The following is a 26,762-nucleotide window of genomic DNA, read 5'->3' as shown; positions in this document are numbered from 1 at the left end:
GGAGCGTGGGAACGATCAGTCAGTGCGGGACTCAACTCGCTGCCACCACCCGATTGCGCCCGCCTTCCTTGGCCTGATACAACGCCTTGTCCGCCGCAAACAGCAACTGCTCCAGGCTGATCTCGCTCGCGCTGGTCCAGGTACTGATCCCGATGCTGACAGTAATCGGCAACTGCGCACCCGCCACCAGCGGCAATTGCTCCACTGCGACACGGATGGCTTCGGCAATCTGCCGGGCGCCTGCGCTGTCGGTTTCCGCCAGGATCACTGAAAACTCTTCGCCGCCATAACGGGCGACCAAATCGCCTGGTCTCCGCACGCTGGCGCAGATCACCTTGGCCACCGAACGCAGCGCGTCGTCACCGCCCTGATGGCCATGGCGGTCATTGAATGCCTTGAAGTGGTCGGCATCGATCATCAGCAAGGACAGGGGCCGGCCCGAGCGTTGGGCGCGAAACCATTCGTGGCGCAGGACCTGGTCCAGCATTCGTCGGTTGGCGACGCCGGTCAAGGCATCGGTGGCTGCCAGTTGCGCCAGTTCCCGCTCGGCGCTGTGGCGCCGGCGCAATTCCCGGCAAAGCAACCAGGTCAGCCAGAGCAGGCTGATGCACAGCGCGAGGGTGGCCAGGCTGATCACCAGCGCGGTGCGCTTCCAGGACGCAAACACTTCGTCACTGGACAACGCGACAATGACGATCAATGGCAAGTTACCCACCTTGGAGAAGGTATACAGGCGTTTATCCTGGGTGAGGCTTGAGATGCTCGTGAAGCTGCCATTGCCTTCTTTGACAATGCGCTGGAAGTTGGGACGACTGCTGAAATCCTTGCCGACCAGCTCTTCGACCAGGCGCGGTTCCTGGGCCAGGAGAATCCCGTCCTTGCTGATCAGGTTGACCGAGCTGTTAGGCCCGATGTTCAAGCTGCTGAACAACTGATCGAAGTAGCTCAGGCGCATCGCCGCTTCAGCGACGCCGAGGAATTCGCCCTGTGTTCCGCTGATCCGACGGCTGAAGCTGATACGCCATTCATGCTCAGCCAGCCGCGACCGAAAGGGTCGACTGATGAACATGGCAGAATCCGGGTTATCGATGTGGACCTGGAAGTATTCACGCTCCGCAAAATTACCCTGGCGTGGCACCACCGAAGCGGAGTCGGCGACTACATCACCACGAGGATCGAGCAACAAGATGTCGCCCTTGTACGGTGCGGCGGTGGCCCGGTCGAACAAGGCCAAATGGCGAATGATCGGAGACACCGTCTTGAGGTCGTCGCGGCGTGAGGCGGCAATCAAGCCTTGCAAGGACAGGTCGTAGAGTTCGATGTTGCGCAGCACGTCCGCTTCGATCAATTGCACGATGTTGGTGGCGGCGCGAGTGGCTGAGAGTTCGGCATTGGCGCGTTCGCGAACCAGCAGGAACGCCACGATGCTCAAGATCGCAATCACCAGCAATAAACTGGTGAGCACCAGAATCCGCTCCGATCGCGTTGACCGGATCGAATGCTCAGATAGTGCACTGCTCACACTCATGGTTCTGACTTCTGCTAATGGGGCGTTAGGAAAGTATGTGGCGGGCGTCGGGCAGAATCGCAGGAACCGGTTGCATCCAAAGCGCCTGTATAAATGGCAGGCAATAAAAAGGCCAGCAAAACGTGCTGGCCTTTTACTTAATGAAGCTTAGAAGACATTGATCGGGTAGTCGACGATCACGCGGTATTCGTCGGTGTCCTGATCCAGTGCACCGTAACCATTACCACCACGGTTGGTCGCCCATTGCAGACGCAGCGCCAAGTCCTTGGCCTTGCCCTCCTGGAACACGTACTTCAGATCGATGTCGCGCTCCCAGTGCTTGGCGTGTTTGCCGTCGGCGCTATACCACGAGGCATAGCCCTTGCTGTCCGGGTCGACCTTGGTCAGGTCGGTTTCACCTCGGGAATAGGAGACTGCCGACGTCAGGCCGGGCAAGCCCAGGCCCACGAAATCGTAGGCGTACTTGAGTTTCCACGAGCGCTCGTTCGGGCCGTTGAAGTCCGAGTACTGCTGGGAGTTGTCCAAGTAAACGCTGTCGCCCTGGCTGATGTAGTCGAACGGTGTGTTGCCGTTGACCCGTTGATACGCGGCAGTGACGCTGTGATTGCCCACGCCGACGGTGAAATGCAGGCTGTAAGTGTTGTTGTCGATGTTGCCCAGCAACGCATCGCCGGTGTCTTGCGTGTGATAGAAGTGCAGGCCCGGGTTGAGGCTGACCAGGTCATTGAGTTGGTAGGTGTAATCCAGATCGTAGTAGTACTGGTTCCAGATGTCCTTGAGCTCGGCGGCGTACAGGCTGCTGGTCAGGCCCGGCAAACCGCTCCAGGCCACACCGGCCCAGTTAAGGTGTTGGCTGTCGTCACCGTCTGCCAGGCTGCCATAAGAAGTGCCGATACGGGTGTGGCCGCTCTGGTTGTAAGGCTTGGTGAAGCTGGCCTGGCCACCTTCGATCAGGAAACCGTCGAAGCTGTGGTTGGTCAGGCTGACGCCGCGGAACGTCTGGGGCAGCATGCGAGTTTCACCCCCGGCGATTACCGGGTTAGTGAGAAACAGGTCGCCGGCCTTCAATTCGGTATCGAAGGCACGCATTTTCAGCGTACCGCCTGCTGTGGAAAACGAGCCCGGCGCTTTGCCATTGCCATCGCTGATCGGCAGGATGCTCGAACCGTCAGTGCCGCCACCGCCGTCGAGTTTAAGTCCGAGCATGGCGTGGGCATCGATACCGAAACCAACGGTGCCCTGGGTGAAGCCGGATTCGAATTTACCGAGAAAGCCCTGGCCCCATTCGATGTTGTCATCGGTGTTCTGGTGGCGATTGCGGTTCATGTAGTAGTTGCGGGCGTTGAGGTTGAGGCTCGACCCTTCGACAAAACCTTCGCGGCGGGTGTCGTCGGCGGCCTGGGTGTTGGCGGCCATCGTTGCAGCGATTGCAATGAATAACGGGCTGAGTTTCAGAGAAAAAGACACGTGTAGTACAGCTCCTTTTGGGTCATTAACGTCAGTTCATGTATCGACGTTTTTTATTTCTTGTTTAGGGAGACGAAGTGGAACGTGTTTTCTGCACAATAAAAAAAGCCGCTGATAGCAGCGGCTTTGAAGACAACTTTTCAAAGGGAAGAGCCGATGAAAAGTGTCGAGGGAAACAGAGCGATACGGTAGATCAGCTATCTTTCTCAGCCTGTTGCTTGGCTGCAGAAGTGGACGCTTGAGGGGTTTGCTCAGCATCTTGGGCTTTGGCGGTCATCTCGGCCTGGGACTGCTCGAACGCTTTGGTTCGCGTCGCATTTTGCGCGACAAAGGCGGGCGATTCTTCAGCCATGGCGAACGGAGACAGGAACAAAGTGGACAAAACGAAAGCGCTGGCAATACCCATAGTGTTGGACATCTTTAAAACCTTCTTGCTTGGCAAGTGCTGTTTGGTGCGCCAAGGTTAAGGTTCAAGGGCGATGGGAAACAGAGCGCATTTCAGAAAGGACTGTTGCGTGGGAAGCAATAGTCATCGGAGCAACGCGAATTTGTAGCAGCTGGCGAAGCCTGCGCCCGGCTGCGCAGCAGTCGTAAAATCATGCGCTAATTTCTTTCAGGCAAACCGCGTGTGCAGGATTAACGACTGCTGCGCAGCCGGGCGCAGGCTTCGCCAGCTGCTACAGGGTCGCGTTGGGTCAAACCGGGAGGTGGATGCCGAAGGTATTCATCCCATGATCACTGCGCACAAACACGTCCCCGCCATGCATCAGCGCAATCGCCTTCACAATCGCCAAACCGAGGCCATGGTTATTGCCACTGTTGCTGCGCGACGCATCCACCCGATAAAAACGCTCGAACAACCGTGGCAGATGCTCGCTGGCAATCGGCGATCCCGGATTGGCCACGCCGATACTCACCTGATGTTCCTCGACCTCGATCCGTACCTCAATCACCTGCCCAGGCTCAGTGTGCTGCACCGCATTGCTCAGTAAATTGATCAACGCCCGGCGCAGATGCGCGATTTCGATCCGCACCTGCGCATCACCGCTGACCTGCACCTGAACCTGCGCATCCTCCAGAATGAAATCCAGATACTCCAGGGTTGTCGCCACCTCATCGGCCAGGGAGGTGGAGGTCAGTTTGGTGGCCTTGCTGCCCTGGTCGGCGCTGGCGAGGAACAGCATGTCATTGATGATCGAACGCAGCCGTTCCAGTTCTTCGAGATTCGATTGCAGCACTTCGAAATAGTGTTCCGCCGAACGCCCGCGAGTCAGCGCGACTTGGGTCTGGCCAATCAGGTTGGTTAGCGGCGAGCGCAGTTCGTGGGCAACGTCGGCGTTGAACGACTCCAGGCGCGAATAGGCCTGTTCGACCCGTTCGAGAGTGGAGTTGAATGAGCTGACAAACTGATCCAGCTCCGGCGGCAACGGCGACATCCGTAACCGGCCCGAACGCAACGGCGGCGCCAGGCGTTGGGCTTCCTGGGACAACTTGATCAACGGCTTGAGGCCGATCCGCGCCACCCAGTAACCAAGGGCCGAGGCCAGCAACACGCCGATAATCGCCAGGCTGATCAGGGCGATCAGCAAGTGATGCTGAGTCTGCAGAAACGTCTCGGTGTCGATGCCAATCATGAAGCGCAGCGCGGGGCGCTGGTCCTTGGCCTGGAACTGGCTGACCAACACTTTAAGCGGCGAGGAATGATTCGGTAGCTGCAAGTCGCGCCGACCCAACGGTCCTTCGGCAAACGCGCGGATCTGCGGGGTAATGTTGCCGTACTCGTACTGCGAATCGCCGCTGATAATCCAGAAACTGATGCGTTTGTCTTCTTCGCCGAGCAACTTGAGCTTGTTGTTGATCTTCACCCAATGCTCGGGCGTGCCATAACGCCCGACCGTGGATTCGAGCACGCTATAGCGCGCGTCCAACTCGGCTTCGGGCAACAAACCCAGGCCTTTGTCGACCTGCTGATACAAGGCCCAGCCGATCAACAGAAACACCAGCAGCGCCACCAGCGTGAACATCCCGCTCAAACGTAGCGCAATGGAATTACTGGACACCGCGGCTCTCCAGCACATAACCCATGCCGCGAATGGTGTGCAGCAACTTCTCGTCGAACGGCCCGTCGAGCTTGGCCCGCAAGCGTTTGATCGCGACTTCGACGACGTTGGCGTCGCTGTCGAAATTGATGTCCCAGACCATCTCGGCAATCGCCGTTTTCGACAGAATTTCGCCCTGACGACGAGCCAACACGCTGAGCAGCGAGAACTCCTTGGCCGTCAGGTCCAGACGAGCGCCAGCGCGGGTGGCCTTGCGGCTGATCAAATCTATCCACAGGTCAGCGATGCTCACTTGCACCGGTTCATGGCCGCCGCTGCGCCGGGTCAGCGCTTGCAGGCGCGCCACCAGTTCGAGGAAGGAAAACGGTTTGCCGAGGTAATCGTCGGCGCCATCGCGCAGGCCTTTGATCCGGTCTTCCACGCGCTCGCGGGCGGTGAGCATGATCACCGGGGTTTGCTTGCGGGCGCGCAAGGCACGCAGTACGCCGAAGCCGTCGAGGCCCGGCAACATGACGTCGAGGATGATCACCGCGTAGTCGCTTTCCAGCGCCAGGTGCAGGCCCTCGACGCCGTCCCGCGCCAAGTCCACGGTGTAACCCTGTTCCGTCAGGCCGCGGTGCAGATAGTCCGCGGTTTTTTCTTCATCTTCGATAATCAGAACGCGCATGACCCCGCCTCAGTCTGTGGTCGCCAGCGCCGGCAGTGGCTCTGGTTTGGGTCTATGGAAAAGTCGCTCAAGCCACAAGTATATGACCGGAGTGGTAAACAGCGTCAGCGCCTGGCTCACCAGCAAGCCGCCGACCACCGCAATCCCCAATGGCTGGCGCAGTTCGGCGCCGGTGCCGTAGCCGAGCATCAGCGGCAACGCGCCGAGCAGGGCGGCGAGGGTGGTCATGATGATCGGCCGGAACCGCGTGATACAGGCCTGGAAAATCGCCTCTTCCGGCGGCAAGCCACCCTTGCGCTGCGCTTCGAGGGCGAAGTCGATCATCAGGATGCCGTTTTTCTTGACGATGCCGATCAGCAGTACCAGGCCGATCAACGCCATGATCGAAAAGTCCTGGCCCCAGATCCACAGCATGATCACCGCCCCAAGCCCCGCCGACGGCAGGGTCGAAATGATGGTCAGCGGATGGACGAAGCTCTCATAGAGCACGCCGAGAATGATGTACACCGCCACCAGCGCCGCGAGGATCAGCCACGGTTGGCTGGCCAGCGAACTCTGGAACGCCTGGGCCGCGCCCTGGAAGTTACCGCTGATGGCCGCCGGCATGCCGATTTCAGCCTTGGCCTGATTGAGCAGGATCACCGCGTCGCCCAACGCGACGCCGGGCGCCAGGTTGAACGACAGGTTGGCGGCCGGGAACATCCCGTCGTGGGCGATGGACAACGGGCCAATGGTCGGCGCATCGAACTTCGCCAGCGCCGACAAAGGCACCATCTCCCCACTCAACGGCGAGCGCAGGTAGAAATAGTTCAGGCTTTCGGCCTTGCCGCGTTGCTTGGTGTCCAGTTCCAGAATGACGTTGTACTGGTTGATCTGGGTCTGGAACTCGTTGATCTGCCGCTGGCCGAAGGCGTCATACAACGCTTCATCGACATCGCTGGCGGTCAAGCCAAAACGCGCAGCGGCGCTGCGGTCGATGCTGATGTGGGTGATGCTGCCGCCCAGTTGCAGATCGTTGGAAATGTCGCGGAACGCCGGGTTAGTCCGCAGTTTGTCCGTCAGGCGTTGGGTCCAGGTGCTGAGTGTCGGGCCGTCGTTGCTCTTCAGTACGTATTGGTACTGGGCGCGGCTTGGGCCGGAACTGAGGTTGATGTCCTGGCCGGCGCGCAGGTACAGCACGATGCCGGGGACTTTCATCAATTGCGGACGGATGCGGTCGATGAACTGACTGGCTGACACATCGCGATCGCCGCGTTTTTTCAGGGCGATCCAGAACCGGCCGTTGGCAATGGTCTGGTTGCTGCCGGAAACGCCGACCGAGTGGGAAAACGCTTGGACTGCCGGATCCGCCGCGACGATTTCCGCCATCGCCAAGTGCTTTTTCACCATATCGCCGTAGGAAATGTCGGCAGCCGCTTCGGTGGTGCCGAGGACAAAACCGGTGTCCTGAATCGGGAAGAAACCCTTGGGGATAAAGATGTAACCGGCGATGGCCAGGCACAACGACAGGCAGAACACGCCGATCATGGTTTTCTGATGCGCGAGGGCGCGGCGCAGGTATTTTTCATAGCCGGCCAGCAAGCGATCACCGAAAGTCTTTTTACTGTGGGCGTGATGCACCGGCGCACGCATGAACAGCGCGGCCAGGGTTGGCGCCAGGGTCAGCGACACCACCACCGAAATCATGATGGTCGAGGTCGCTGTCAGGGCGAATTCTTTAAACAACCGCCCGACCACGCCGCCCATGAACAGCAGCGGAATAAACGCCGCCACCAGCGAGAAACTGATGGAAACCACGGTGAAACCGATCTCGCCAGCGCCTTTGATCGCGGCCTCGCGCATGCCGTCGCCGGCCTCCAGGTGCCGGTGAATGTTCTCCACCACCACAATCGCATCGTCGACCACAAACCCCACGGCCACCACGATCGCCACCAGAGTCAGGTTGTTCAGGCTGAAACCCATGATGTACATCAGGGCGAAACTGGCGGTCAGCGACACACCCAATACGGCGGACACAATCATGGTCGCCGACCACTGGCGCAGGAACAGCGCCATCACCGCTACCACCAGCATGATCGCGATCAGCAGGGTGATTTCCACTTCGTGCAACGACGCGCGAATGGTCTGGGTGCGGTCGATCAACACTTTGACCTGCACCGAGGCTGGCAACATTGCTTCCAGGCCCGGCAGTGCGGCTTGAATGCGATCCACAGTCTCGACGATGTTCGCCCCCGGTTGCCGGGAGATCACCAGGTTCACCCCGGGTTGATCGCCGGCCCAGGCCTGGACGTAGGCATCTTCCGAACCGTTGACGACTTTGGCGACATCCTTGAGATGAACGGGTGCACCGTCCTTGTAGGAAACGATGAGTTGGCTGTATTCGTCGGGGTGGAACAATTGGTCGTTGGTGGACAGGGTCGAAATGCTCGACTCCCCGTACAACGCACCTTTGGCCAGGTTGAGGCTGGTCTGTTGGATCGCCAGGCGAATGTCCGCCAGGGTCAGGCCGATGGCGGCGAGTTTGTCTGCCGAGGCCTGGACGCGGATGGCCGGACGTTGCTGACCGGTGATGTTGATTTGGCCTACGCCATCGATCTGACTGATCTGACGCGATAGCAGGGTTTCCACCAAGTCACTGAGTTCGGTGCCGGGCATCTGGGTCGAGCTGACACTGAGGATCAGCACCGGGCTGTCGGCCGGGTTGACCTTCTTCCAGGTCGGCAGAGTCGGCATGTCCTTGGGGAGTTTGCCGGCGGCGGTGTTGATCGCGGCCTGGACTTCCTGGGCGGCGGTGTCGATGCTTTTATCAAGGGTGAATTGCAGGGTCAGCAGGCTGGAGCCGAGGGCGCTGCTCGAGGTCATCTGGGTCATGCCGGGGATGGCGCTGAATTGCACCTCCAGCGGCGTGGCCACCGACGACGCCATGGTATCGGGGCTGGCGCCGGGCAGTTGCGCGTTGACCTGAATGGTCGGGAATTCGGCTTCCGGCAGTGGGGCAATGGGCAGGCGCGGGAAGGCGATGACGCCCAGCAGCACTAGGGCAAAGGTCAACAGAATGGTGGCGACCGGGTGATCGATGCACCACGCGGACGGGCCCCTCATTGTTTAGGCTCCGCTTGCACCACTTGCGGTGGATCGCTCAACACTTGCACCGTGGAACCGGGCTTGAGCCGCGACTGGCCGTCGCTGACCAGTACGTCACCGGGTTTGACGCCGGTGATGATGTCCTGGCCGCTGCCTTGGTAGACCATCTGCACCTGCACGGTCTCGACCTTATCGCCGTTGACCCGATACACGAAATGTTGATCGAGGCCGCGTTGTACGACCGTTGGCGGCACCACCAGCGCATCTTTATCCAGTGCTGTCTGAATCTTTACCGTCACCAGCAGGCCGGGCCAGAGCTTTTGGCTGGCGTTGTTGAATTCAGCCTTGGCGCGGATGGTCCCGGTGTTGGCGCTGATCTGGTTGTCGATCAGGGTCAAGTGACCTTCGCCCAGCAAGTTGCCGGTTTCGCCATCGGTGTCGGCGCCAATGTAGGCCTTGACCTGAGCGCGTTGCGGGTCGCCGATCAGGCTTTGCAGGGTCGGCAGCATTTGCTGCGGCAGGGAAAACTCCACGGCAATCGGGTCGATCTGGGTCACGGTGAACAGCCCTTGGGCGTCAGCCATGCGCAGGAAGTTGCCTTCGTCCACCGTACGAATCCCGACACGACCGGTGACCGGGGAGCGAATCTGCGTGTAGGAAAGCTGCACTTGCGCGGCATCAATGGACGCCTGGTTGCCCTGGGCGGTGGCTTTGAGTTGGTTGACCAGCGCTTGTTGCTGGTCGTAGGTCTGCTTGGAAACGCCGTCGTCGACGCTTAGCAATTTGTAGCGCTTGAGGTTGACCAGCGCCACTTGCAACTGCGCCTGGCTTTCACCCAATTGGGCGCGGGCCTGATCGAGGCTGGCGCGGATTGAACGGTCGTCGATGGTAGCGAGCAGGTCACCGGTCTTGACCAATTGACCTTCCTTGACCAGCAACTTGGTGAGAATGCCGTCGATCTGCGGGCGCACCACGACACTGTGCAGGGACAGCACCGAACCGATGCCGCTGACGTAGCGCGGCACGTCTTTTTCCGTAACAGCCACGACCCGCACCGGGATAGCCGTCGGGGCCGCCAGTTTGGCGGTGGCCGGTTTGGTCGCGTACCACAGGCCCAGCGCTGCCAGAACAATCAGGGGGGCTGCGAGCAAGGCGGTTTTTTTCTGAATTCGCATGCGAGTGGGGCGCCGGGCTAGAGGGACGGGAATAAGGTCAGATTTTATACCTCCCCTTATAGTCCTGTTACCCGGTCAGGAAGGTGACTGCTAACTGACGGGGCTGTCAGTTTGGCAGGCGTCAGCCTCATCAACACACAACCCACAGACCGACTACTTGTCGCTTGAAGCTCACCGCTTACAGCTTGCCGCTCTCGACATGGGTATACTGCCGCCTTTCGCGGCCCACCCACCGGGCCCGACTCTTTGTGCATCACCCGGAGCTTTCATGACTTCCCCGACACAACCGCCGGTCGCCGACGCTTTGAGCGACGACCCGGCAGACCTGCCAGACAGCGTCGACTCCAGCGCAGACAGCGAAACCAAAGCCGCGATCCCGGCGTTCAAGTTTCCGTTCAAACCAGGCGACCTGGCCGCGGCCAAGAACGCCAGCCAGCCGTGGTACAAAAACGGTGCCAAGAACGGTCACACCAAGACCCCTGGCGCAGCGCCACCGGGTACTCGTCGCTCGATGGGTAAACGCTGACCGCCAGCCACTTTTCGGCTGGAGCAGAGCACGGACAGGTTCGGAATAGGTAGTGGCTGGCCTGCCGTCCTGGAGGAAGCCCGCTCCCACAGGGGATTTGTGAACGACACAAATCTAATGTCGGAGCGGGCTTGCTCGCGAAGGGGCCATCACAGGCAACGCACCCCTTGGATCAAGCCGCCCGCAGCGAGATAAACGCATAGTTGAGCGGTGCTTCAATCGCCACTTCAGCCCCGGCCGCCAGCACTTGCCCGGCAATGTCCTCGCCCGAGACATGAAACAGCCATTCACTGCCGTGATCATCCAACGGCTGCGCCACAACCTGATCGATGACCGAAGCAAAAGCACCCATCTCCGGCAGATAAGCGGTAAACCCGTCGCCTTTCAGCGCTGTGGTGCGAATCCCCAACAACCCACAAATCGCATCCTTGGTTTGAACGTCATCGCGATCCGCCTGCCGCGAGCGCTGGATCAACGCCACCAGTTCCTGATCAACCAATTCACCCCCTACAATCAAGTCCGGGCCCTGTTCCCACGACTCGGGCGGGCACTCTTTCACCGCCGGGTTCAGCGGGATGTGCGGATTGATTTCCATCGGGTAGATGCGGCACACCAGCGGCCGGCGTTCGTAGATACGGCAGAGGTTGTCTTCGTCAAGATTCCGGCAGGGACCGACGTTGTAGGCGGCGAAGGTGATGGCCACGTATGCATCGCTGGCGCCGCTTCGAACCTTCACCGACCGGCGTTCGGCATGCTCGCGTTGCTGCACCGGCAGGCCCAGGCCACTGCCCAGAAAACCTTCCACCAGCACGATCACCTGACCGCCATCGTTCGCCCACATGCGGGCTTCCGTCAGAGTCAGGGGGACGTGGTGATCGTTGCAGCATTTGCCGCAACCTACGCAGGAAAACGTCGTATTCATTGATCGATCGGTCGCAGGTGAGGGCATGAAAGGGCGACAGAAAGCCATCGCGCAGGCGTGTCTCGAAGCAAGTTATGCGCCACTCACGGCTTTTTGGAGGTCGGGCGAATGGAGTCCCATTCGGTCACGTAGGCGGTTTTGGTTTTTTTGTTGTAGAGGCATAACTCAGTGCCTTGCTGGCCCTTCATGTGCTTTTGCGGGTATTGGCCTTGCAGCTGAAGCGCGGTGTAGCCGACGCGGTCGTCGAATTGCGCGGCGGTGCCGACGGGTTTGGCGTCCTTCAGGCCGCTGGCCTTGGTGCAACTGGCGAGTACGGCTTTGTCATAGGCGGCCCAGGCGTCGGGGCTGGAGGCGTGAGCTTGGGGGGCGAGGGCGATGAGGCTGAGGAAGAGCACGGTGGTGGTTTTCATAAGCGGGCATCCTTGTGCGTGTTGGCCAAGGTTGGAGTATGCCTCAAGAGTTTCGAATGGCCGACACCGCCAAGATCGCAGCCTTCCGCAGCGCCTACAGTAAAAATGCGATCACCTGCAGGCGCTGCCGAAGGCTGCGATCTTTTAACGGCATCAGGCCGGTACTGGCTCCCGCCGAACCACCCGCATTCCGGCACTTTCATACAACCGCTGTGCCCGCAGGTTGTCTTCCAGCACTTTCAAATCGACAAACCCTTCGCGCCGTTGCTGAAACACCTTGAACGCATGCAGCAGCAAGGCGCGGCCAAGTCCGAGTCCCTGGGCGCGAGGATGTACCACCAGATTCTTGATGTAGGCGCTGGTCCAACACTGGCAAACGCCGACGATCCCTTCGTCATCCAGCGCGATAAAGCACAGGCTCGGATCGTATTCGGGATCGGTTTCAAAGCGCTGCTGCCAGACGTCCAGCGTTGGTACCCGACCGCCACCTTCGCGATAACCCATCTCCATCAACTGATGCACGGCTTCGGCGAGTTCGGGGTGGTAGTGGCGCAGTTCAATGCCGCTTGGCCAGGCGCTGGCCGGCACCGCCTCAGTGAGGTTGCGCCGCATCAGAAAGCAAAAGTCCTCGGCCAAACTCAGTAACCCTGTTCGGCGACAGCCTTGGCGGCTTCGATCAGGCACTTGGTCAGTTCCGGCGAGGAGAACTTGGTCAGTACCCCGTTCGCCCCGGCCAGACGTGCCTTTTCACTGTTCATCGCGCTGTCGAGCGAGGTGTGCAGCAGCACATAGAGGTGCGAAAAATCCGGAGTTTCGCGCAGGGTGCGGGTGAAGGCGTAGCCGTCCATCTCCGACATTTCGATGTCCGAGACGATCAGGTTGATCTGCTGGGCAGTACCTTGCAGGTCCAGCAGGCAATCGATGGCTTCCTTGGCGCTGCGGGCGGTGTGACATTGCAAGCCGAGGTTGCGCAGGGTGTGTACCGACTGCTGCAACGCAGTCTGGCTGTCATCGACCACCAGGATTCGCGCGTTGCCCAGCACTTCGGCGTCTTCCATGCTCAGCTCGGTCGGGGCCATTTCGATCTGCGCCGGGGCGATGCCGTGGATGACCTTTTCGATGTCCAGCACTTGCACCAGCACGCCGTCGACCGAGGTCACGCCGGTGATGTACGAGCGCACACCGCCGGAACCGAAGGGTGGCGGACGGATGTCGGTGGTCAGGCAATGCACGATCTTGCTCACGGCCTGCACGTGCAGGCCCTGCTTGGAGCGGCTGACATCGGTGACGATCAGGCAGCCGCCGTTGGGATCTTCCAGCGGCCGTTCGCCGATGGCGCGGCTCAGGTCGATCACCGACAACGACGCGCCGCGCAGGGTGGCGATGCCTTTGACGTGGGGGTGCGACTCCGGCAGCTTGGTCAGCGGCGGGCAGGGGATGATTTCACTGACTTTCAGCAGGTTGATCGCCATCAGCTTGCCGCTGCGCAAGGTAAACAGAAGAAGCGAAAGTGAATCTGCGCGGGCTTTGGTGGAGGACATAAAAACCTTCTTTGGAGAAAGGTGATGGGCGAGTAAAGAGTCGCCAGAAGCTATTGATGCCGGGTTATCGACTTGTTAGGGGCAGGCTTTAGGCTAAATCCCCGTATTGCCGACCAGTGCGATCTCTGTAGCAGCTGCCGAAGGCTGCGTCCGGCTGCGAAGCAGTCGTAAAATCTGAGCTTGCGGTGCAACAGGTGTACTGCGTTTGCCCGGGTGGCGAGGACTTCGTCCTCGAACGCAGCCTTCGGCAGCTGCTACAGGGTGCGGGTTACTTCATGCCCAACCGCTTGGCCATCCGCCCAAGGTTCGCCCGGTCCAAGCCTAGCTCACGCGCCGCACTCGCCCAATTGTTGTGGTGGCGTTCCAGGCAGGCGTTGATCAGTTGCCGCTGATAATCCTCGGTCGCCGCCCGCAAGTCACCCGAGACTAAAGCCACAGGACTGACGGTCGGTTGCTCGACAGGCACTTCAACGCTGCCATGGGGCAAATCCAGATCGGCGGCACTCAAACTGAGAATCTTCGGCCGTTCCTTGCAGTTGCCCAGCGCCTTCAACGCGCTGCGACCGATCAAGTGTTCCAGTTCCCGCACGTTGCCCGGCCACTGATAGGCCAGCAGCGCTGCCTGGGCATCGCTGTTCAAGCGCAGACTATTAAGGCCCATGCGCGAACGGTTCTGTTCCAGGAAAAAGCCGCTGAGCAGCAACACATCGCGCCCGCGATCCCGCAGGGCCGGGACTAGCAGCGGATAAACGCTCAGGCGATGGTAGAAGTCGGCGCGATAGCGGCCACTGCGTACTTCTTCGGCCAGGTCACGGTTGGTCGCCGCGATCAGCCGCACGTCCACTTGATGCTCTTTATCCGAGCCCAAGCGCTGCAACTGACCGCTTTGCAGCACCCGCAACAATTTGGCCTGCACCGTCAGGGACAGTTCGCCGACTTCATCGAGAAACAGCGTGCCGCCATTGGCCAATTCGAACTTGCCGCGGCGATCGCTCGTCGCCCCGGTGAACGCGCCACGCACGTGACCAAACAGCTCACTTTCCACGAGGGTGTCCGGCAGGGCGGCACAGTTGAGGCTGATGATCGGCTTGTCGGCCCGCGCGGAGGCCGCGTGAATCGCCTGGGCCACCAGTTCCTTGCCGACCCCGGTTTCCCCGGTGATCAGCACGGTCAGGTCGCTGCCGCCCACCAGGCTGATTTCTTCCACCAGGCGTTTATGGGCCTTGCTCTGGCCGATCATCTCGCGGTTCTGCTGGCCGCTGGCCTGGCGGTAAACCTCGGCGCGCTGGTGTTCGTCTTCGACGCGATTGGCCAGTCGCTCGATGCGTTCGGCGGCGTTGACGGTGGCTGCGGCGAGGCTGGCGAAGGCTTGCAAGGCGTCCAGTTCAATCGGCTCAAAGCGCTCCGGGTCCAGCGCATCAAGGGTCAGCAAGCCCCACGGACGCTCGTCGATAAACAGTGGGCAGCCCATGCAGTCGTGGACTTCCAGGTGTTCGTCGAGGCCATCGACCAAACCGTCATAAGGGTCGGGCAAGTCGCTGTCGGCGGCGAAGCGGGTCGGGCCGGGGCTGCTGAGCAACGCTTCGAAACGCGGGTGTTCGCTGACTTTGAAGCGCCGGCCCAAGGTGTCGGTGCTCAAGCCGTCGACCGCCAGCGGCACCAGCCATTCACCGTCGAGGCGCAGCAGGGCGGCGGCATCGCAGGGCAGCAGGGCGCGCATGGCTTCGAGCAGGCGCCGATAGCGCTCGCCTTCGGGCAGTTCGCGGGACAGGTCGGAGACCAGGGGCAGCAGGGCGGTGAGCAGGGATTTTGCAGTCATAGTGACTCCATATAGTCGATATGACTATAAAGCACTCAGTGTCGATATGACTACGTTGTATATATCTTATTGATTTATATGTGTTTAATTGTTGGCATGGAATCTGATAAGCCTAAGGTATTCACATAAAAGCTCAGGAGTACCCTTATGCTTAGCGTCCAAGACCGTGCCATCGTCAAATCCACCGTGCCGCTGCTGGAAAGCGGTGGCGAAGCGCTGATCACTCACTTCTACCGCATGATGCTCTCCGAATACCCGCAAGTCCGCCCGCTGTTCAACCAGGCCCACCAGGCCAGCGGTGACCAGCCCCGCGCCCTGGCCAACGGCGTGTTGATGTACGCGCGGCACATTGATCAGCTCGATCAGTTGGGCGATCTGGTGGCCAAGATCATCAACAAACACGTGGCCCTGCAAATCCTCCCGGAACACTACCCGATTGTCGGCACCTGCTTGCTGCGTGCCATCGCCGAAGTGCTGGGCGAAGAGATCGCCACCCCGGAAGTCATCGGCGCCTGGGGCGCTGCCTATAACCAATTGGCCGACATCCTGATCGGCGCCGAAACCAGCATCTACGACCAGAAAGAACAGGCACCCGGCGGCTGGCGCGGGGCGCGGGATTTCATCGTCGTGGCCAAGGTCGAGGAAAGCGCGGAAATCATCTCGTTCTACTTCGAACCCGCCGACAAAGGCCCGATCCTCGCCGCCGAGCCGGGCCAGTACATCGGCATGAAGCTAATCCTCGATGGCGAAGAGATTCGTCGTAATTACTCGTTGTCGTCCCTGTCGGACAACGGCCAGTACCGCATCAGCGTCAAGCGCGAAACCGGCGGCCGCGCCTCCAACCACTTGCATGATCAACTGCACGTGGGCGCGAGCATCCAGCTGTTCCCGCCGTCGGGCGAGTTCACCCTGACCGCCAGCGACAAACCACTGGTGCTGATCAGCGGCGGCGTCGGCATCACCCCGACCATTGCCATGCTCGAAGCGGCGCTGGCCACCGAGCGGCCGGTGCACTTTATCCACTGCGCGCGTAACGGCAGCGTCCATGCGTTCCGTGACTGGATTGATGGCTTGGCTGAGCGTCACCCGCAGCTCAAACGCTTCTATTGCTACGCCGAAGATGACGGCGTGAGCCCGGCGGCGGATAAGGTCGGGTTGTTGAGTCAGGAGCAGTTGGGCGAGTGGTTGCCGCAGCAGCGGGATCTGGATGCTTACTTCCTGGGGCCTAAGGGCTTTATGGCGGCGATCAAGCGTCACTTGAAAGCGCTGGGTGTGCCGGAGAAGCAGAGTCGTTATGAGTTCTTTGGGCCGGCTTCTGCTTTGGAGTAAGTCGCTTCAATGGGATGACCCAAAAAGATCGCAGCCCGCGGCAACTCCTACAGGGGGCGTATATACCTGTAGGAGCTACCGCAGGCTGCGATCTTTTGATCTTGTTGTTCAAAAGTTAATCCCTCCTTAACCAGCCTATCGTCTATTCCCCGACATCTACCGGCGCGCGCCAGGCTCTCCACGGTCATGGTCTGCGTGTAGACTTCCGGCAATTGATATTCAGAAGGGAAACGCGATGAGTGACGAAACGATGCGATTGGGCCGTGAGCGGCGTTATCTGGTGTTGCTGGGCATCATCTGCCTGGCGCTGATAGGCGGCGCGCTGTACATGCAGGTGGTGCTGGAAGAGGCACCGTGCCCGCTGTGCATCCTGCAGCGCTATGCGTTGTTGCTGATCGCCATCTTCGCCTTCATCGGCGCGGCCATGCGTACCCGTCGCAGCCTCACGGTGTTCGAGGTGCTGGTGGTGATCTGCGCGCTCGGTGGCGTCGCGGTCGCCGGGCATCACGTCTATACGCAGTTCTACCCGGCGGTCAGCTGCGGCGTCGATGTGCTGCAACCGATCGTCGATGGCCTGCCGCTGGCGAAGATCTTCCCGCTGGGCTTCCAGGTCGACGGCTTCTGTGACACGCCGTACCCGCCGATCCTCGGCCTGTCGCTGGCGCAGTGGGCGCTGGTGTCGTTTGTACTCGTGGTGGTGCTGGTGCCGCTGCTGGTCTCGCGTAACCGCAAGGCGTTGCGCTAACCCGTCGCGTTAGACAAAAAACGCCCCGGTCCTCATTGAGAGGGCCGGGGCGTTTTGCATTTCAGGGCTTAAGTAAACAGAACGTGATGTGCGACAGCCTGGGGTGCGCAACGTGTGCGACATGTTGTCACAGTCAGAGTGTCGCAGGGCATTTCAAAGGATGGAATCGGTGCATAGCTACGTAACGAATTGACCCGGTTAGGGCCTCTGCCCATTTGTTCATCTTCATGGTGTAACAGGCAGTTTTAACAGGCCTTGGCGAATCGCCAGACCCCTTGCTTACCGGGGCTTTGGAAGAGGTGGCGGATGGCAAGGCGCCATGAAGGCTGTCTGAACTGCGGGTGGTAGCCCCACAAATTTTGGTGTTTTTGTTGAGAATTAATTTCGATACCATGCCGAACTTTTGCAAAATCCGTTAATGATTGTTGCTGGATCGGATAAAAATTATTTCGGGATGAGACATGGTTTATACACGGCGACGTATCTACAATCGCCCGCACTGAATTCCCGGCGCTGCTCTCGACTGAGCAGAATAGGGCGTCGAGAAGCTTAACGGCTTCATGCGACTCCCAGGTGTCGGTGCCTTTCCGACTATCCGCACCAAATGGAATTGGTCTGTAACAAGGCCTTTGACCACGAATTCGAATAAGAACTCACCGCTAGCCCAGGATTTGTCGAACAGCGTCTGACGCGCGACGGGCAGCCCTTATTCAATCCAAGAAAAATGCCAACCCTTGGCAGGGTGAAGTGTTGGCGATCAAAACCCAACTGCATTGCGCAAGCTGCTTTAGAGGTCGTGAGATGAGTAAAAACAGGTACCCCAGACTACTAGGCTTATTGCCGCTGCTCGGCACGTTGTTGCTGTCAGGCTGCAACATGACCTTGCTCGACCCCAAGGGCCAGGTCGGCCTGGATGAGCGAAACCTGATCATCACCGCAACGCTGCTGATGCTGTTGGTCGTTGTGCCGGTCATCGTCATGACGTTCCTGTTCGCCTGGAAATATCGCGCTTCCAACCCGAACGCGGTGTACGCGCCTAAATGGTCGCACTCCACCAAGATTGAAATCGCAGTGTGGGCTGTTCCGGTCCTGATCATCATTGCCCTGGGTTACGTGACCTACATTTCGACCCACGCCCTGGACCCTTACAAACCGCTGGAATCCGACGTCAAGCCGATCACCGTTGAAGTGGTCTCCATGGACTGGAAGTGGCTGTTCATCTACCCGGAACAAGGCATCGCCACCGTTAACAAACTGGTGTTCCCGGCCAACACGCCCATCAATTTCAAAATCACCTCCGACACCGTGATGAACTCGTTCTTCATCCCAGGCCTGGGTGGCCAGATTTACGCGATGGCGGGCATGGAGACCAAGCTGCACCTGATTGCCAACCAGAACGCTGAATTCGACGGAATCTCCGCCAACTACAGCGGCGCGGGTTTCACCGGCATGAAGTTCAAAGCTATCGCCACTTCCCAGGCGGATTTCGATGCCTGGGTCAGTGATGTCAAGAAGGCACCTAAACAGCTGGAAAAAGCTGAATACGAAGCCCTTTCCAAACCAAGCCAGAACAACCCAGTCGAGCTCTACTCCTCGTTCACGCCAAACCTGTTCCAGATCATCGTCGACAAGTACGAAGGCATGAAACCGGGCCAGCCAATGCATCACGAGAAAAAAGAGCACGAAATGGCCGCCATGGAAGGGATGGACATGAGTTCGCATTCAGCTGCCGGGGCAGAGGAGTAAACGATGTTTGGTAAATTAAGTTGGGAAGCGGTCCCGTTCCACGAACCGATCGTGATGATTACCATCGCCATGATCGCGCTCGGCGGTCTGGCGGTCTTCGGGTTGATCACCTACTTCAAGAAGTGGACCTACCTGTGGACCGAGTGGCTGACGTCGGTCGACCACAAGAAAATCGGCGTGATGTACATCATCGTCGCCATGGTCATGCTGCTGCGCGGTTTTGCCGACGCCATCATGATGCGTTCCCAGTTGGCCATGGCCACCGAGGGTTCGCCTGGCTACCTGCCGCCTGAACACTATGACCAGATCTTCACCGCTCACGGTGTGATCATGATCATCTTCATGGCGATGCCATTCTTCACCGGCCTGATGAACCTTGCAGTGCCGCTGCAGATCGGCGCCCGTGACGTTGCCTACCCGTTCCTGAACTCCTTGAGCTTCTGGCTGCTGGTCTCCGGCGTCGTGCTGGTGAACGTGTCCCTGGGTGTCGGCGAATTCGCCCGTACCGGTTGGGTTGCGTATCCGCCGCTGTCGGAACTGGGCTACAGCCCGGGCGTTGGCGTGGACTACTACATCTGGGCATTACAACTGTCCGGGCTAGGTACGACACTGACGGGGGTCAACTTCCTGGCCACCGTGCTGAAAATGCGTACCCCGGGCATGAAGATGATGGACATGCCGATCTTCACTTGGACCTGCACCTGGGCCAACGTTCTGATCGTCGCTTCGTTCCCGATTCTGACCGCTACCCTGGCACTGCTGACGCTTGACCGTTACATGGATTTCCACATTTTCACCAATGAACTTGGTGGCAATCCAATGATGTACGTCAACCTGTTCTGGGCCTGGGGTCACCCCGAGGTTTACATCCTGATTCTGCCGGCGTTCGGGGTCTTCTCCGAAGTCATCTCGACCTTCTCCGGCAAGCGTCTGTTCGGCCACCACTCGATGATCTACGCCTCGGGCGCGATCTCGATCCTGGGCTTCATGGTCTGGCTGCACCACTTCTTCACCATGGGTTCGGGTGCCAGCGTCAACGCCTTCTTCGGGCTGGCGACGATGCTGATCTCGATCCCGACGGGGGTGAAGCTATTCAACTGGCTGTTCACCATCTACCGCGGGCGTCTGCAGTTCACCAGCCAGGTTCTCTGGACCCTGGGCTTCATGGTGACCTTCGCCATCGGCGGCATGACCGGCGTACTGCTGGCCATCCCGGGTGCTGACTTCGTCCTGCACAACAGCCTGTTCGTGATCGCTCACTTCCACAACGTGATCATCGGCGGCGCGGTATTCGGCTACATCGCTGGTTTCGCTTTCTTCTTCCCTAAAGCGTTCGGCTTCAAGCTGCACGAAGGTTGGGGCAAGGCAGCGTTCTGGTTCTGGATTTCGGGCTTCTTCGTCGCGTTCATGCCGCTCTATGCACTGGGCTTCATGGGCATGACCCGTCGTCTGAACGCCACCACCAACCCTGAGTGGGTGCCTTACCTGCACGTAGCCATGTTCGGCGCGGTCATGATCGCTGTCGGTATTGCCTGCCAGTTGATCCAGCTGTACGTCAGTGTGCGTGACCGCAAGAAGCCAGAGAACATGTGCGAACACGGCGACCCGTGGAATGCCCATACGCTGGAATGGTCGACCTCGTCGCCACCGCCGTTCTACAACTTCGCCGTACTGCCGAAAGCCCCAGGCATCGACCCGTTCACTGAAGCCAAGGAAAACGGTACTGCGTACCAGACTCCGGCCAAGTACGAGCCGATCCACATGCCAAACAACACCGCGACCGGTGTGGTCATGGGTGCTCTGTTGACCGTGTTCGGTTTCGCGATGATCTGGCACATCTGGTGGATGGCCATCTTCGGCCTCGCTGGCACCGTGATCTACTTCGTTATCCATGCTGCCCGTGATGACCAGGGCTATATGGTGCCGGTCGACGTGATCGAGCGCATCGAAGCCGAGCAGCACAAGCGTCTGGTAGCAGCAGGGAAAATCCCGGCTGGCGCCACCCGTGTTGAAACCTCGTTGGAACAGGCTTAAACCATGTCGAACTTAGTGACCAATGCTGGACACACCCATGTCGATGGACATGGGCACGATGACCATCACCACGACTCGGGCGAGATGACCGTATTCGGTTTCTGGCTCTACCTGATGACCGACTGCATTTTGTTTGCGTCGATCTTCGCGGTGTACGCGGTACTGGTTAACAACGTAGCGGGTGGCCCGTCGGGCCACGACATCTTCGAGCTGCCATACGTGCTGGGCGAAACCGCCTGCCTGTTGCTCAGCTCGATCACCTACGGCTTCGCCATGCTGGCGTTGTTCAAGGGCAACAAGAAAGCGGTATTGGGCTGGTTGGCCATCACTTTCCTGTTCGGTCTGGGCTTCATCGGCATGGAGATCAACGAGTTCCACATGCTGATCTCCGAAGGCTACGGCCCTAGCCGCAGCGGCTTCCTGTCCGGGTTCTTCACCCTGGTCGGCACCCACGGTCTGCACGTGACCAGTGGTCTGATCTGGATGGCGATCATGATGTATCAGGTCAACAAGCACGGCCTGACGTCGACCAACAAGACCCGCCTGAGCTGCCTGAGCCTGTTCTGGCACTTCCTGGACGTGGTCTGGATCTGCGTATTCACCGTTGTTTACCTGATGGGGACCCTGTAATGGCTAATGCACATTCCCACGATAGCCACGACGCCGGCCACGGCAGCGTAAAGTCTTACGCGATCGGCTTCATCCTGTCGGTGATCCTGACGATCATTCCATTCGGCCTGGTGATGTACCCATCGCTGCCGAAAGTCTGGACGCTGTGGATCGTACTGGCCTTCGCAGTGATCCAGGTGCTGGTTCACCTGGTGTACTTCCTCCACCTGGACCGCTCCGCCGCCCAGCGTAACAACGTGATCGCGTTTGTGTTCGCTGCGATGGTGATCGTCCTGCTGGTTGGCTTGTCGCTGTGGATCATGTTCAGCATCCACACCGTCATGATGGCGCACTGAGGAAAGTCCGGATGTCCTTTAAGCACTTTATCCAAATCACCAAACCGGGGATCATTTTCGGTAACGTGCTTTCTGTGGCGGGCGGATTTTTCCTGGCCTCGAAAGGGCATGTCGATCTGGCCATCTTCCTGGCCGCCATGATCGGCACGTCCCTGGTGGTGGCTTCCGGTTGCGTGTTCAACAACTGCATCGACCGCGACATCGACCTGAAGATGGAACGCACCAAGAACCGGGTGCTGGTCCAGGGCTTGATCTCCCTGAAACTGGCCCTGATCTACGCGACCGTCCTCGGCATCGCCGGCGTTGCACTGTTGTACAAGGTGGCTAATCCACTGGCCGCGCTGTTCGCGGTCATCGGGTTCGTCATCTACGTCGGCTTCTACAGCCTGTACCTCAAGCGCAAGTCGGTTCACGGCACGCTGGTGGGCAGTCTGTCGGGCGCGATGCCACCGGTGATCGGCTACGTCGCCGTGACCAACAGCTTCGACATGGCCGCGCTGACCCTGCTGGTGATGTTCAGCCTGTGGCAGATGCCGCATTCCTACGCCATCGCGATCTTCCGCTTCAACGATTACCTGGCCGCATCGATTCCGGTGCTGCCAGTGAAGCGCGGGATCCAGGTCGCCAAGAAGCACATCCTGCTCTACATCCTGGCGTTCCTGATCGCGACGTTGATGCTGACCTTCAGCGGCTACGCCGGCATGAGCTACCTCGCCGTCGCCGCGGCCATGGGCATGTACTGGTTGTACATGGCCTGGACCGGCTACAAGGCAGTGGATGACACGGTCTGGGCACGCAAGCTGTTCGTGTTCTCGATCTTCACCATTACCGCGTTGAGCGTGATGATGTCGCTGGACTTCAAAGTGCCGAGTGAGCTGTTGCTGACTTATGCGCCGTAAGGTTTAGACTCTGTACGAAAAGCCCCGCTTTCGAGAGAAATGCGGGGTTTTTTATTGGGTTTTTTTTGTAGACCGAGTTGCCCCGTTCGCGAGCGGGCTGTCGAGGTGCAGTGGGGTGCTACACACTTTAGCGGGAGTAAGCCCGTACACCTGACATTGCCCACTCATACAGTGGAAATCTCTTACAAACCTTTCAGGTTGTCGGTCGGAAGTCGCCTGCCTAACCTTCGGGTCGATCGATGGAGCTGAACTACGATCTTCAATACAACACAAGCTTTGGCCCAATTCACGAGGGCTATTGGGAGCGGAGTCTGCCGCTTGCCGAGTTTCCGAGTGAGTCTCCTCTGCATGTTCACATTGCTTCGCCTGTCGACATTGCCATTTCCAAATTGGGCAGGGCTACGGATCAGGACATTGGCGATATCAAGGCGCTTCTCAGGAGTGGCTTCATACTGACCACCGAACTTCGTCGACAGGCATTGCAGGCGATTGATGTCTATGTTGGTAACAAAGAGCCACCCACCTCAGTCCTCGACATTATTTTGCAAGATTATCTGGAGAATACAGATGACGAAGCCCCTTAACGGCCACGTCCTCTCATCCGCTTTGGACACGCTGGTCAAAAGCCCATTGAATCAAGCAGATGATGCTGCGCTTATAAGCGCGGCCAAGGCTGTTTGGTATTCGAACTCGAACCTTGAAAGTGAAGTCTCGGCATTTTTGAGTCGTCATTCTGATGAAATCGAGGTTCGTCGCGCAGGTTACTTGCTCGAACGCTTCACCCATTTTGCGTGTGTGTCTGATAGCCGCGTATTGGAAACCTTCAATGTCCTGGAGCTTTTTGCATACACGACTTCCAAGCAAGACCTGAAGCCACAAACAACCACTCCACTTCGCCGTCGCCGTGACGAACTCGCCACCTCATGGGGGTTGAGTGAAGGCCTTGGCCTGAAGGCGCAAACCCTCATGCCGTTCCAGACGCGGCATTACGAAGCAGAGCAGCGCGCAACGTTTTCCTGAGTCTTAGACTGCATGACAAGAACCCGACGCAGATTGGGTTGAGAGCCCCGCCCTCGCTACAGTATTGGGGGCGTGCAGTTATTTCTGGGGCATGTCGAGCAGCCGGAAAAACCGCTCGCGAACCTGGGCGTTATTACTGTGCGCCACATTGAACCTCAGAAACTGGCTGGCATCGGGTGCTTTGCTGAGCAAGGTGCCGGGCGCCAGGACGAGGTCATTTTCCAGGCCTTTCCTCGCCAGTGTTTCGGCATGCAGTCCTTGCGGCAAACGCGTCCAGATAAACAAGCCTTCACCGGGCAGGGATGAAACCGAACACCCCGCTTCGACAAGCCATCTCGCCATCCGACTGCTCGACTCATACAGCCGATCCACCGTGCGCCGCGTATGTTTGGCATAGCTGCCATTGCTGAGCATGGTGCAAGTAATCTGCTCCGCAAATTCCGAGGTCACGCCGCCGCAGGCCATTTTCAGGGTGGTCAGTCGTGCCGCCAGTTGCGGCGACAACACGGCGTAGCTGACCCGGCTATTGGCCGTCAGGGTCTTGGAGAAGCCGGACACGTAACTCACATTGTCCAGCCCGCTCGCTGCCAGGCGCGGGGTGCGGCGCTGTTGAAGGTCGCCATACAAATCGTCTTCGACAATGTGGAAACCATGCCGATGACTCAACTCCAGCAAACGATAAGCCTGAGCCGGGGAGAACGAGTGCCCGGTCGGGTTATGCAGCGTGCTGTTGGTCATGTAGAGCACAGGCTTGTGGGCGATCACCTGTTGCTCGAAGGCATCAAAGTCCAGGCCGTCGCAATCCCTGGGGATGGTGATGACCTTGGCGCCATGCAGCGCGAGGTTGGTGTGCATGTTGAAGTAGCAAGGGTCGTCGAGCAGCACCGTGTCGCCAGGTTTGATCAGCAGGCGCATCAGCAGGTCGATGCCCTGCATGGTGTTGGAGGTGGTGATGATCTGTTCCACTGGCACTTCGATGCCGAAGGTCGACAGCTTGACCCGCAACGCTTCCCGCAGCGGTAGGTAACCGCCGACGACACCGTATTCGCCCATGCGCAGGGCGGTGGCGCGCAGGGTGCCACGCACGGCTTTGAGCAGCTCTTCGGCAGGCAGCCAGGAGGAGGGCAGGAATCCGCAACCGGGGCGCAGGGCGCCGTTGTCCACCAGCACGGCGCGGCGCACGACGCTGAGGGTGTCCTGGGGCTGCAGGTTCGGGCCGGCTTCGGTCGGGATTGTCGTGCTGGAACGGTGCACGTAATGCCCCGAACCCTGGCGTGACACCACCAGACCCTTGGCGCGCAGGTGATCGAGGGCGTCGACCACCGTGGACTTGCCCACGTTCAACAGCTCCGCAAGTTCGCGGATCGGCGGCAGTTTAGCGCCATGGGGAAGGCCGCCCTGGCTGATGGCGACGGACAATTGATCGACGATCTGCTGCACCAGCGGCACGCCCGGCTGGAACTCGATGGCGGCGATTACGGCGCGTTGAGCCTGCATTTTACTGGTCTTCCTTGCAGTAAAGTTCGCTGGATTCTATCCGAACTTGCCCTGCTCAAGGCAAGCGTCCGTGCTTACCCTCGACGGCGTGTTTGCCTGAATGATCAAGAAGGTGCAGTCAATGAACAAGCCGACCACCCGCGACGAACGCTTTATCGAGCTGGCCAGTGAGCACGGCTTCGACATCTACGACGAGAACACCGCCGGCGGGCATTACTCCCTGCTGGTCCGGCATGGCGATGAACTGTACGTCAGTGGCCTGGTGCCGCGAATGAACGGTAAAATCCAGTATCCCGGCCGAGTGGGGCTGGAACTCAACCTCGCGGATGCGCAAGCCGCCGCCAGCATCAGTGCCATACGCGCACTGGCACTGATCATGGATGCCGTCGGTTCACTGGATAAGATCAAGTCACTGATTCGTATCACGGTCTATGTCAAATCCACCTTTGATTTCGTTGATCTCAGTGAAGTAGCCAACGGTGCATCGGATGTCTTTACCCATGTACTGGGCGATGCCGGGAAACATACCCGAACAACCGTCGGTGTTTATCAGTTGCCAAAAAACGCCCCGGTAGAAGTGGATATGATCGTCGCCGTGCAACCCAAGACGTTGTAAATGCAATCACCTGTTAAAGCGCCCTGCCTTCGAAAGAAGCGCGGGGCTTTTTCATTCAATGGCGTGGTGAAGACCCGCCTTGGGCTAATCTGTCAGACGTTAGGTTATTAACGGATTGGTAAAGGGGTAGGGTGGGGGGAATGACTGACCACATGACGTGCGATGAACGCTTCATCGCCCTGGCAATTGAACTCGATTACGACATCTATGGCGAAAGCACCACCGGCTGGCATTTCGAGCCGTTGGTTCGGCACAACAATGAACTGTATGTCAGCGGGCTGATACCGCTTAAGCATGGCAAGGTTCAGTACCCCGGCAGAGTGGGCCTTGAATTGACCCTGGCCGATGCTCAAGTCGCCGCCAGCATTTGTGCGATGCGTGGTCTGGCATTGATTGTCGAAACCATCGGCTCGCTGGATAAAATCAAGTCGCTGTTGCGCATCACGGTGTACATAAAGTCGACGGCGGACTTTGTTGACCTCAGCGAAGTGGCCAATGGCGCGTCGGATGTGTTCAGGCATGTATTGGGTGATGCCGGGAAACATACGCGAGTGACGATCGGGGTTTATCAACTGCCGAAAAACGCGGCAGTGGAGCTGGATATGATTGTTGCGTTACGTCCTCCAGCGTTGTGACGCCGCTGATTTCGGACAACAAAAAGCCCCGCGCTGAGCGTCAGCGCGGGGCTTTCAGTTTTGCAGTATCGCCAGGT

Annotated in this window: 25 protein-coding genes; 12 read left to right on the top strand and 13 right to left on the bottom strand. The window is 59.0% G+C overall.

Annotated features, from left to right (window positions below; genetic code table 11):
• Positions 1-31: 31 nt before the first annotated feature.
• The 7 genes from ACA071_RS26030 to ACA071_RS26000 all read right to left on the bottom strand — a co-directional run bounded on the left by ACA071_RS26030 (position 32) and on the right by ACA071_RS26000 (position 9,981).
• Positions 32-1,528: a GGDEF domain-containing protein gene (locus ACA071_RS26030; protein WP_497641738.1), complete on the bottom strand. Its 1,497-nt coding sequence runs from the start codon at positions 1,526-1,528 to the stop codon at positions 32-34.
• Positions 1,529-1,675: 147 nt separating this feature from the next.
• Positions 1,676-2,944 carry an OprD family porin gene (locus ACA071_RS26025; RefSeq protein ID WP_497645387.1) on the bottom strand — a complete coding sequence of 423 codons (1,269 nt, stop codon included), beginning with the start codon at positions 2,942-2,944 and terminating at the stop codon, positions 1,676-1,678.
• Positions 2,945-3,188: 244 nt separating this feature from the next.
• On the bottom strand, positions 3,189-3,413 hold the full coding sequence (locus ACA071_RS26020) for a hypothetical protein (protein WP_497641737.1): 225 nt from the start codon (positions 3,411-3,413) through the stop codon (positions 3,189-3,191).
• A 277-nt stretch (positions 3,414-3,690) separates the two neighbouring features.
• Entirely contained in the window at positions 3,691-5,055 is a 1,365-nt protein-coding gene (locus tag ACA071_RS26015; RefSeq protein ID WP_497641736.1) for a heavy metal sensor histidine kinase, read from the bottom strand.
• Complete coding sequence (locus tag ACA071_RS26010) at positions 5,045-5,722, bottom strand: heavy metal response regulator transcription factor (protein ID WP_169373157.1); 678 nt, start codon at positions 5,720-5,722, stop codon at positions 5,045-5,047. Before ACA071_RS26010 ends, ACA071_RS26015 begins: the two co-directional genes overlap by 11 nt.
• 9 nt (positions 5,723-5,731) lie before the next feature.
• Positions 5,732-8,824 carry a multidrug efflux RND transporter permease subunit gene (locus ACA071_RS26005; RefSeq protein ID WP_497641735.1) on the bottom strand — a complete coding sequence of 1,031 codons (3,093 nt, stop codon included), beginning with the start codon at positions 8,822-8,824 and terminating at the stop codon, positions 5,732-5,734.
• Positions 8,821-9,981, bottom strand: a complete 1,161-nt coding sequence (locus ACA071_RS26000) for an efflux RND transporter periplasmic adaptor subunit (protein WP_497641734.1) — start codon at positions 9,979-9,981, stop codon at positions 8,821-8,823. Before ACA071_RS26000 ends, ACA071_RS26005 begins: the two co-directional genes overlap by 4 nt.
• A 268-nt stretch (positions 9,982-10,249) precedes the next feature.
• On the opposite strand from ACA071_RS26000, the gene ACA071_RS25995 reads away from it, so the two are divergent.
• Positions 10,250-10,507, top strand: coding sequence for a hypothetical protein (locus tag ACA071_RS25995; protein WP_083375782.1), 258 nt, complete (start codon positions 10,250-10,252; stop codon positions 10,505-10,507).
• A 172-nt stretch (positions 10,508-10,679) separates the two neighbouring features.
• Here the strand turns inward: ACA071_RS25995 and ACA071_RS25990 are convergent, their stop codons facing one another.
• From ACA071_RS25990 to norR, 5 genes are all read right to left on the bottom strand, one after another.
• Entirely contained in the window at positions 10,680-11,429 is a 750-nt protein-coding gene (locus ACA071_RS25990) for a YkgJ family cysteine cluster protein (RefSeq protein ID WP_497641733.1), read from the bottom strand.
• Positions 11,430-11,512: 83 nt separating this feature from the next.
• A complete protein-coding gene (locus ACA071_RS25985) occupies positions 11,513-11,839 on the bottom strand; it encodes a hypothetical protein (protein ID WP_497641732.1) in 327 nt (108 codons plus the stop codon).
• 153 nt (positions 11,840-11,992) lie between these two features.
• A complete protein-coding gene (locus ACA071_RS25980; protein WP_497641731.1) occupies positions 11,993-12,451 on the bottom strand; it encodes a GNAT family N-acetyltransferase in 459 nt (152 codons plus the stop codon).
• Between the two features lie 26 nt (positions 12,452-12,477).
• On the bottom strand, positions 12,478-13,380 hold the full coding sequence (locus tag ACA071_RS25975) for a chemotaxis protein CheV (RefSeq protein ID WP_497641730.1): 903 nt from the start codon (positions 13,378-13,380) through the stop codon (positions 12,478-12,480).
• A 268-nt stretch (positions 13,381-13,648) separates the two neighbouring features.
• The gene (gene norR / locus ACA071_RS25970) at positions 13,649-15,199 is read right to left on the bottom strand and encodes a nitric oxide reductase transcriptional regulator NorR (RefSeq protein WP_497641729.1); all 1,551 of its coding nucleotides are present in this window, start codon (positions 15,197-15,199) and stop codon (positions 13,649-13,651) included.
• A 147-nt stretch (positions 15,200-15,346) separates the two neighbouring features.
• On the opposite strand from norR, the gene hmpA reads away from it, so the two are divergent.
• The 9 genes from hmpA to ACA071_RS25925 all read left to right on the top strand — a co-directional run bounded on the left by hmpA (position 15,347) and on the right by ACA071_RS25925 (position 23,937).
• A complete protein-coding gene (gene hmpA / locus ACA071_RS25965) occupies positions 15,347-16,528 on the top strand; it encodes an NO-inducible flavohemoprotein (RefSeq protein ID WP_497641728.1) in 1,182 nt (393 codons plus the stop codon).
• Between the two features lie 235 nt (positions 16,529-16,763).
• Positions 16,764-17,273, top strand: a complete 510-nt coding sequence (locus ACA071_RS25960; RefSeq protein WP_169373168.1) for a disulfide bond formation protein B — start codon at positions 16,764-16,766, stop codon at positions 17,271-17,273.
• 801 nt (positions 17,274-18,074) lie between these two features.
• A complete protein-coding gene (gene cyoA / locus ACA071_RS25955; protein WP_149658142.1) occupies positions 18,075-19,019 on the top strand; it encodes a ubiquinol oxidase subunit II in 945 nt (314 codons plus the stop codon).
• A gap of 3 nt (positions 19,020-19,022) precedes the next feature.
• Positions 19,023-21,053 (top strand): cytochrome o ubiquinol oxidase subunit I, encoded by a 2,031-nt coding sequence (gene cyoB / locus ACA071_RS25950; protein ID WP_497641727.1) that lies wholly within the window; start codon positions 19,023-19,025, stop codon positions 21,051-21,053.
• A gap of 3 nt (positions 21,054-21,056) precedes the next feature.
• Complete coding sequence (locus ACA071_RS25945) at positions 21,057-21,683, top strand: cytochrome o ubiquinol oxidase subunit III (RefSeq protein ID WP_497641726.1); 627 nt, start codon at positions 21,057-21,059, stop codon at positions 21,681-21,683.
• Positions 21,683-22,018, top strand: coding sequence for a cytochrome o ubiquinol oxidase subunit IV (cyoD, locus tag ACA071_RS25940; protein ID WP_054045505.1), 336 nt, complete (start codon positions 21,683-21,685; stop codon positions 22,016-22,018). The genes ACA071_RS25945 and cyoD overlap by 1 nt, the downstream gene beginning before the upstream one ends.
• Positions 22,019-22,029: 11 nt before the next feature.
• Entirely contained in the window at positions 22,030-22,917 is an 888-nt protein-coding gene (gene cyoE / locus ACA071_RS25935; protein ID WP_149658140.1) for a heme o synthase, read from the top strand.
• 239 nt (positions 22,918-23,156) lie between these two features.
• Positions 23,157-23,501: a DUF6036 family nucleotidyltransferase gene (locus tag ACA071_RS25930; RefSeq protein WP_497641725.1), complete on the top strand. Its 345-nt coding sequence runs from the start codon at positions 23,157-23,159 to the stop codon at positions 23,499-23,501.
• A complete protein-coding gene (locus ACA071_RS25925; protein WP_497641724.1) occupies positions 23,485-23,937 on the top strand; it encodes a hypothetical protein in 453 nt (150 codons plus the stop codon). The genes ACA071_RS25930 and ACA071_RS25925 overlap by 17 nt, the downstream gene beginning before the upstream one ends.
• 78 nt (positions 23,938-24,015) lie before the next feature.
• On the opposite strand, the gene ACA071_RS25920 is transcribed toward ACA071_RS25925, so the two are convergent.
• On the bottom strand, positions 24,016-25,434 hold the full coding sequence (locus ACA071_RS25920; RefSeq protein ID WP_497641723.1) for an aminotransferase-like domain-containing protein: 1,419 nt from the start codon (positions 25,432-25,434) through the stop codon (positions 24,016-24,018).
• A 121-nt stretch (positions 25,435-25,555) separates the two neighbouring features.
• Here ACA071_RS25920 and ACA071_RS25915 point away from each other — a divergent pair, with 121 nt between their 5' ends.
• Positions 25,556-26,050 carry a RidA family protein gene (locus tag ACA071_RS25915; protein WP_497641722.1) on the top strand — a complete coding sequence of 165 codons (495 nt, stop codon included), beginning with the start codon at positions 25,556-25,558 and terminating at the stop codon, positions 26,048-26,050.
• A 140-nt stretch (positions 26,051-26,190) separates the two neighbouring features.
• The gene (locus tag ACA071_RS25910) at positions 26,191-26,685 is read left to right on the top strand and encodes a RidA family protein (protein ID WP_497641721.1); all 495 of its coding nucleotides are present in this window, start codon (positions 26,191-26,193) and stop codon (positions 26,683-26,685) included.
• Positions 26,686-26,762 lie beyond the last annotated feature (77 nt).

It is taken from the genome of Pseudomonas sp. LBUM1646, from assembly GCF_059716165.1.
The sequence above is the reverse complement of the archived record's forward strand: the minus strand, read 5'-3'. Positions and strand labels throughout refer to the sequence as shown.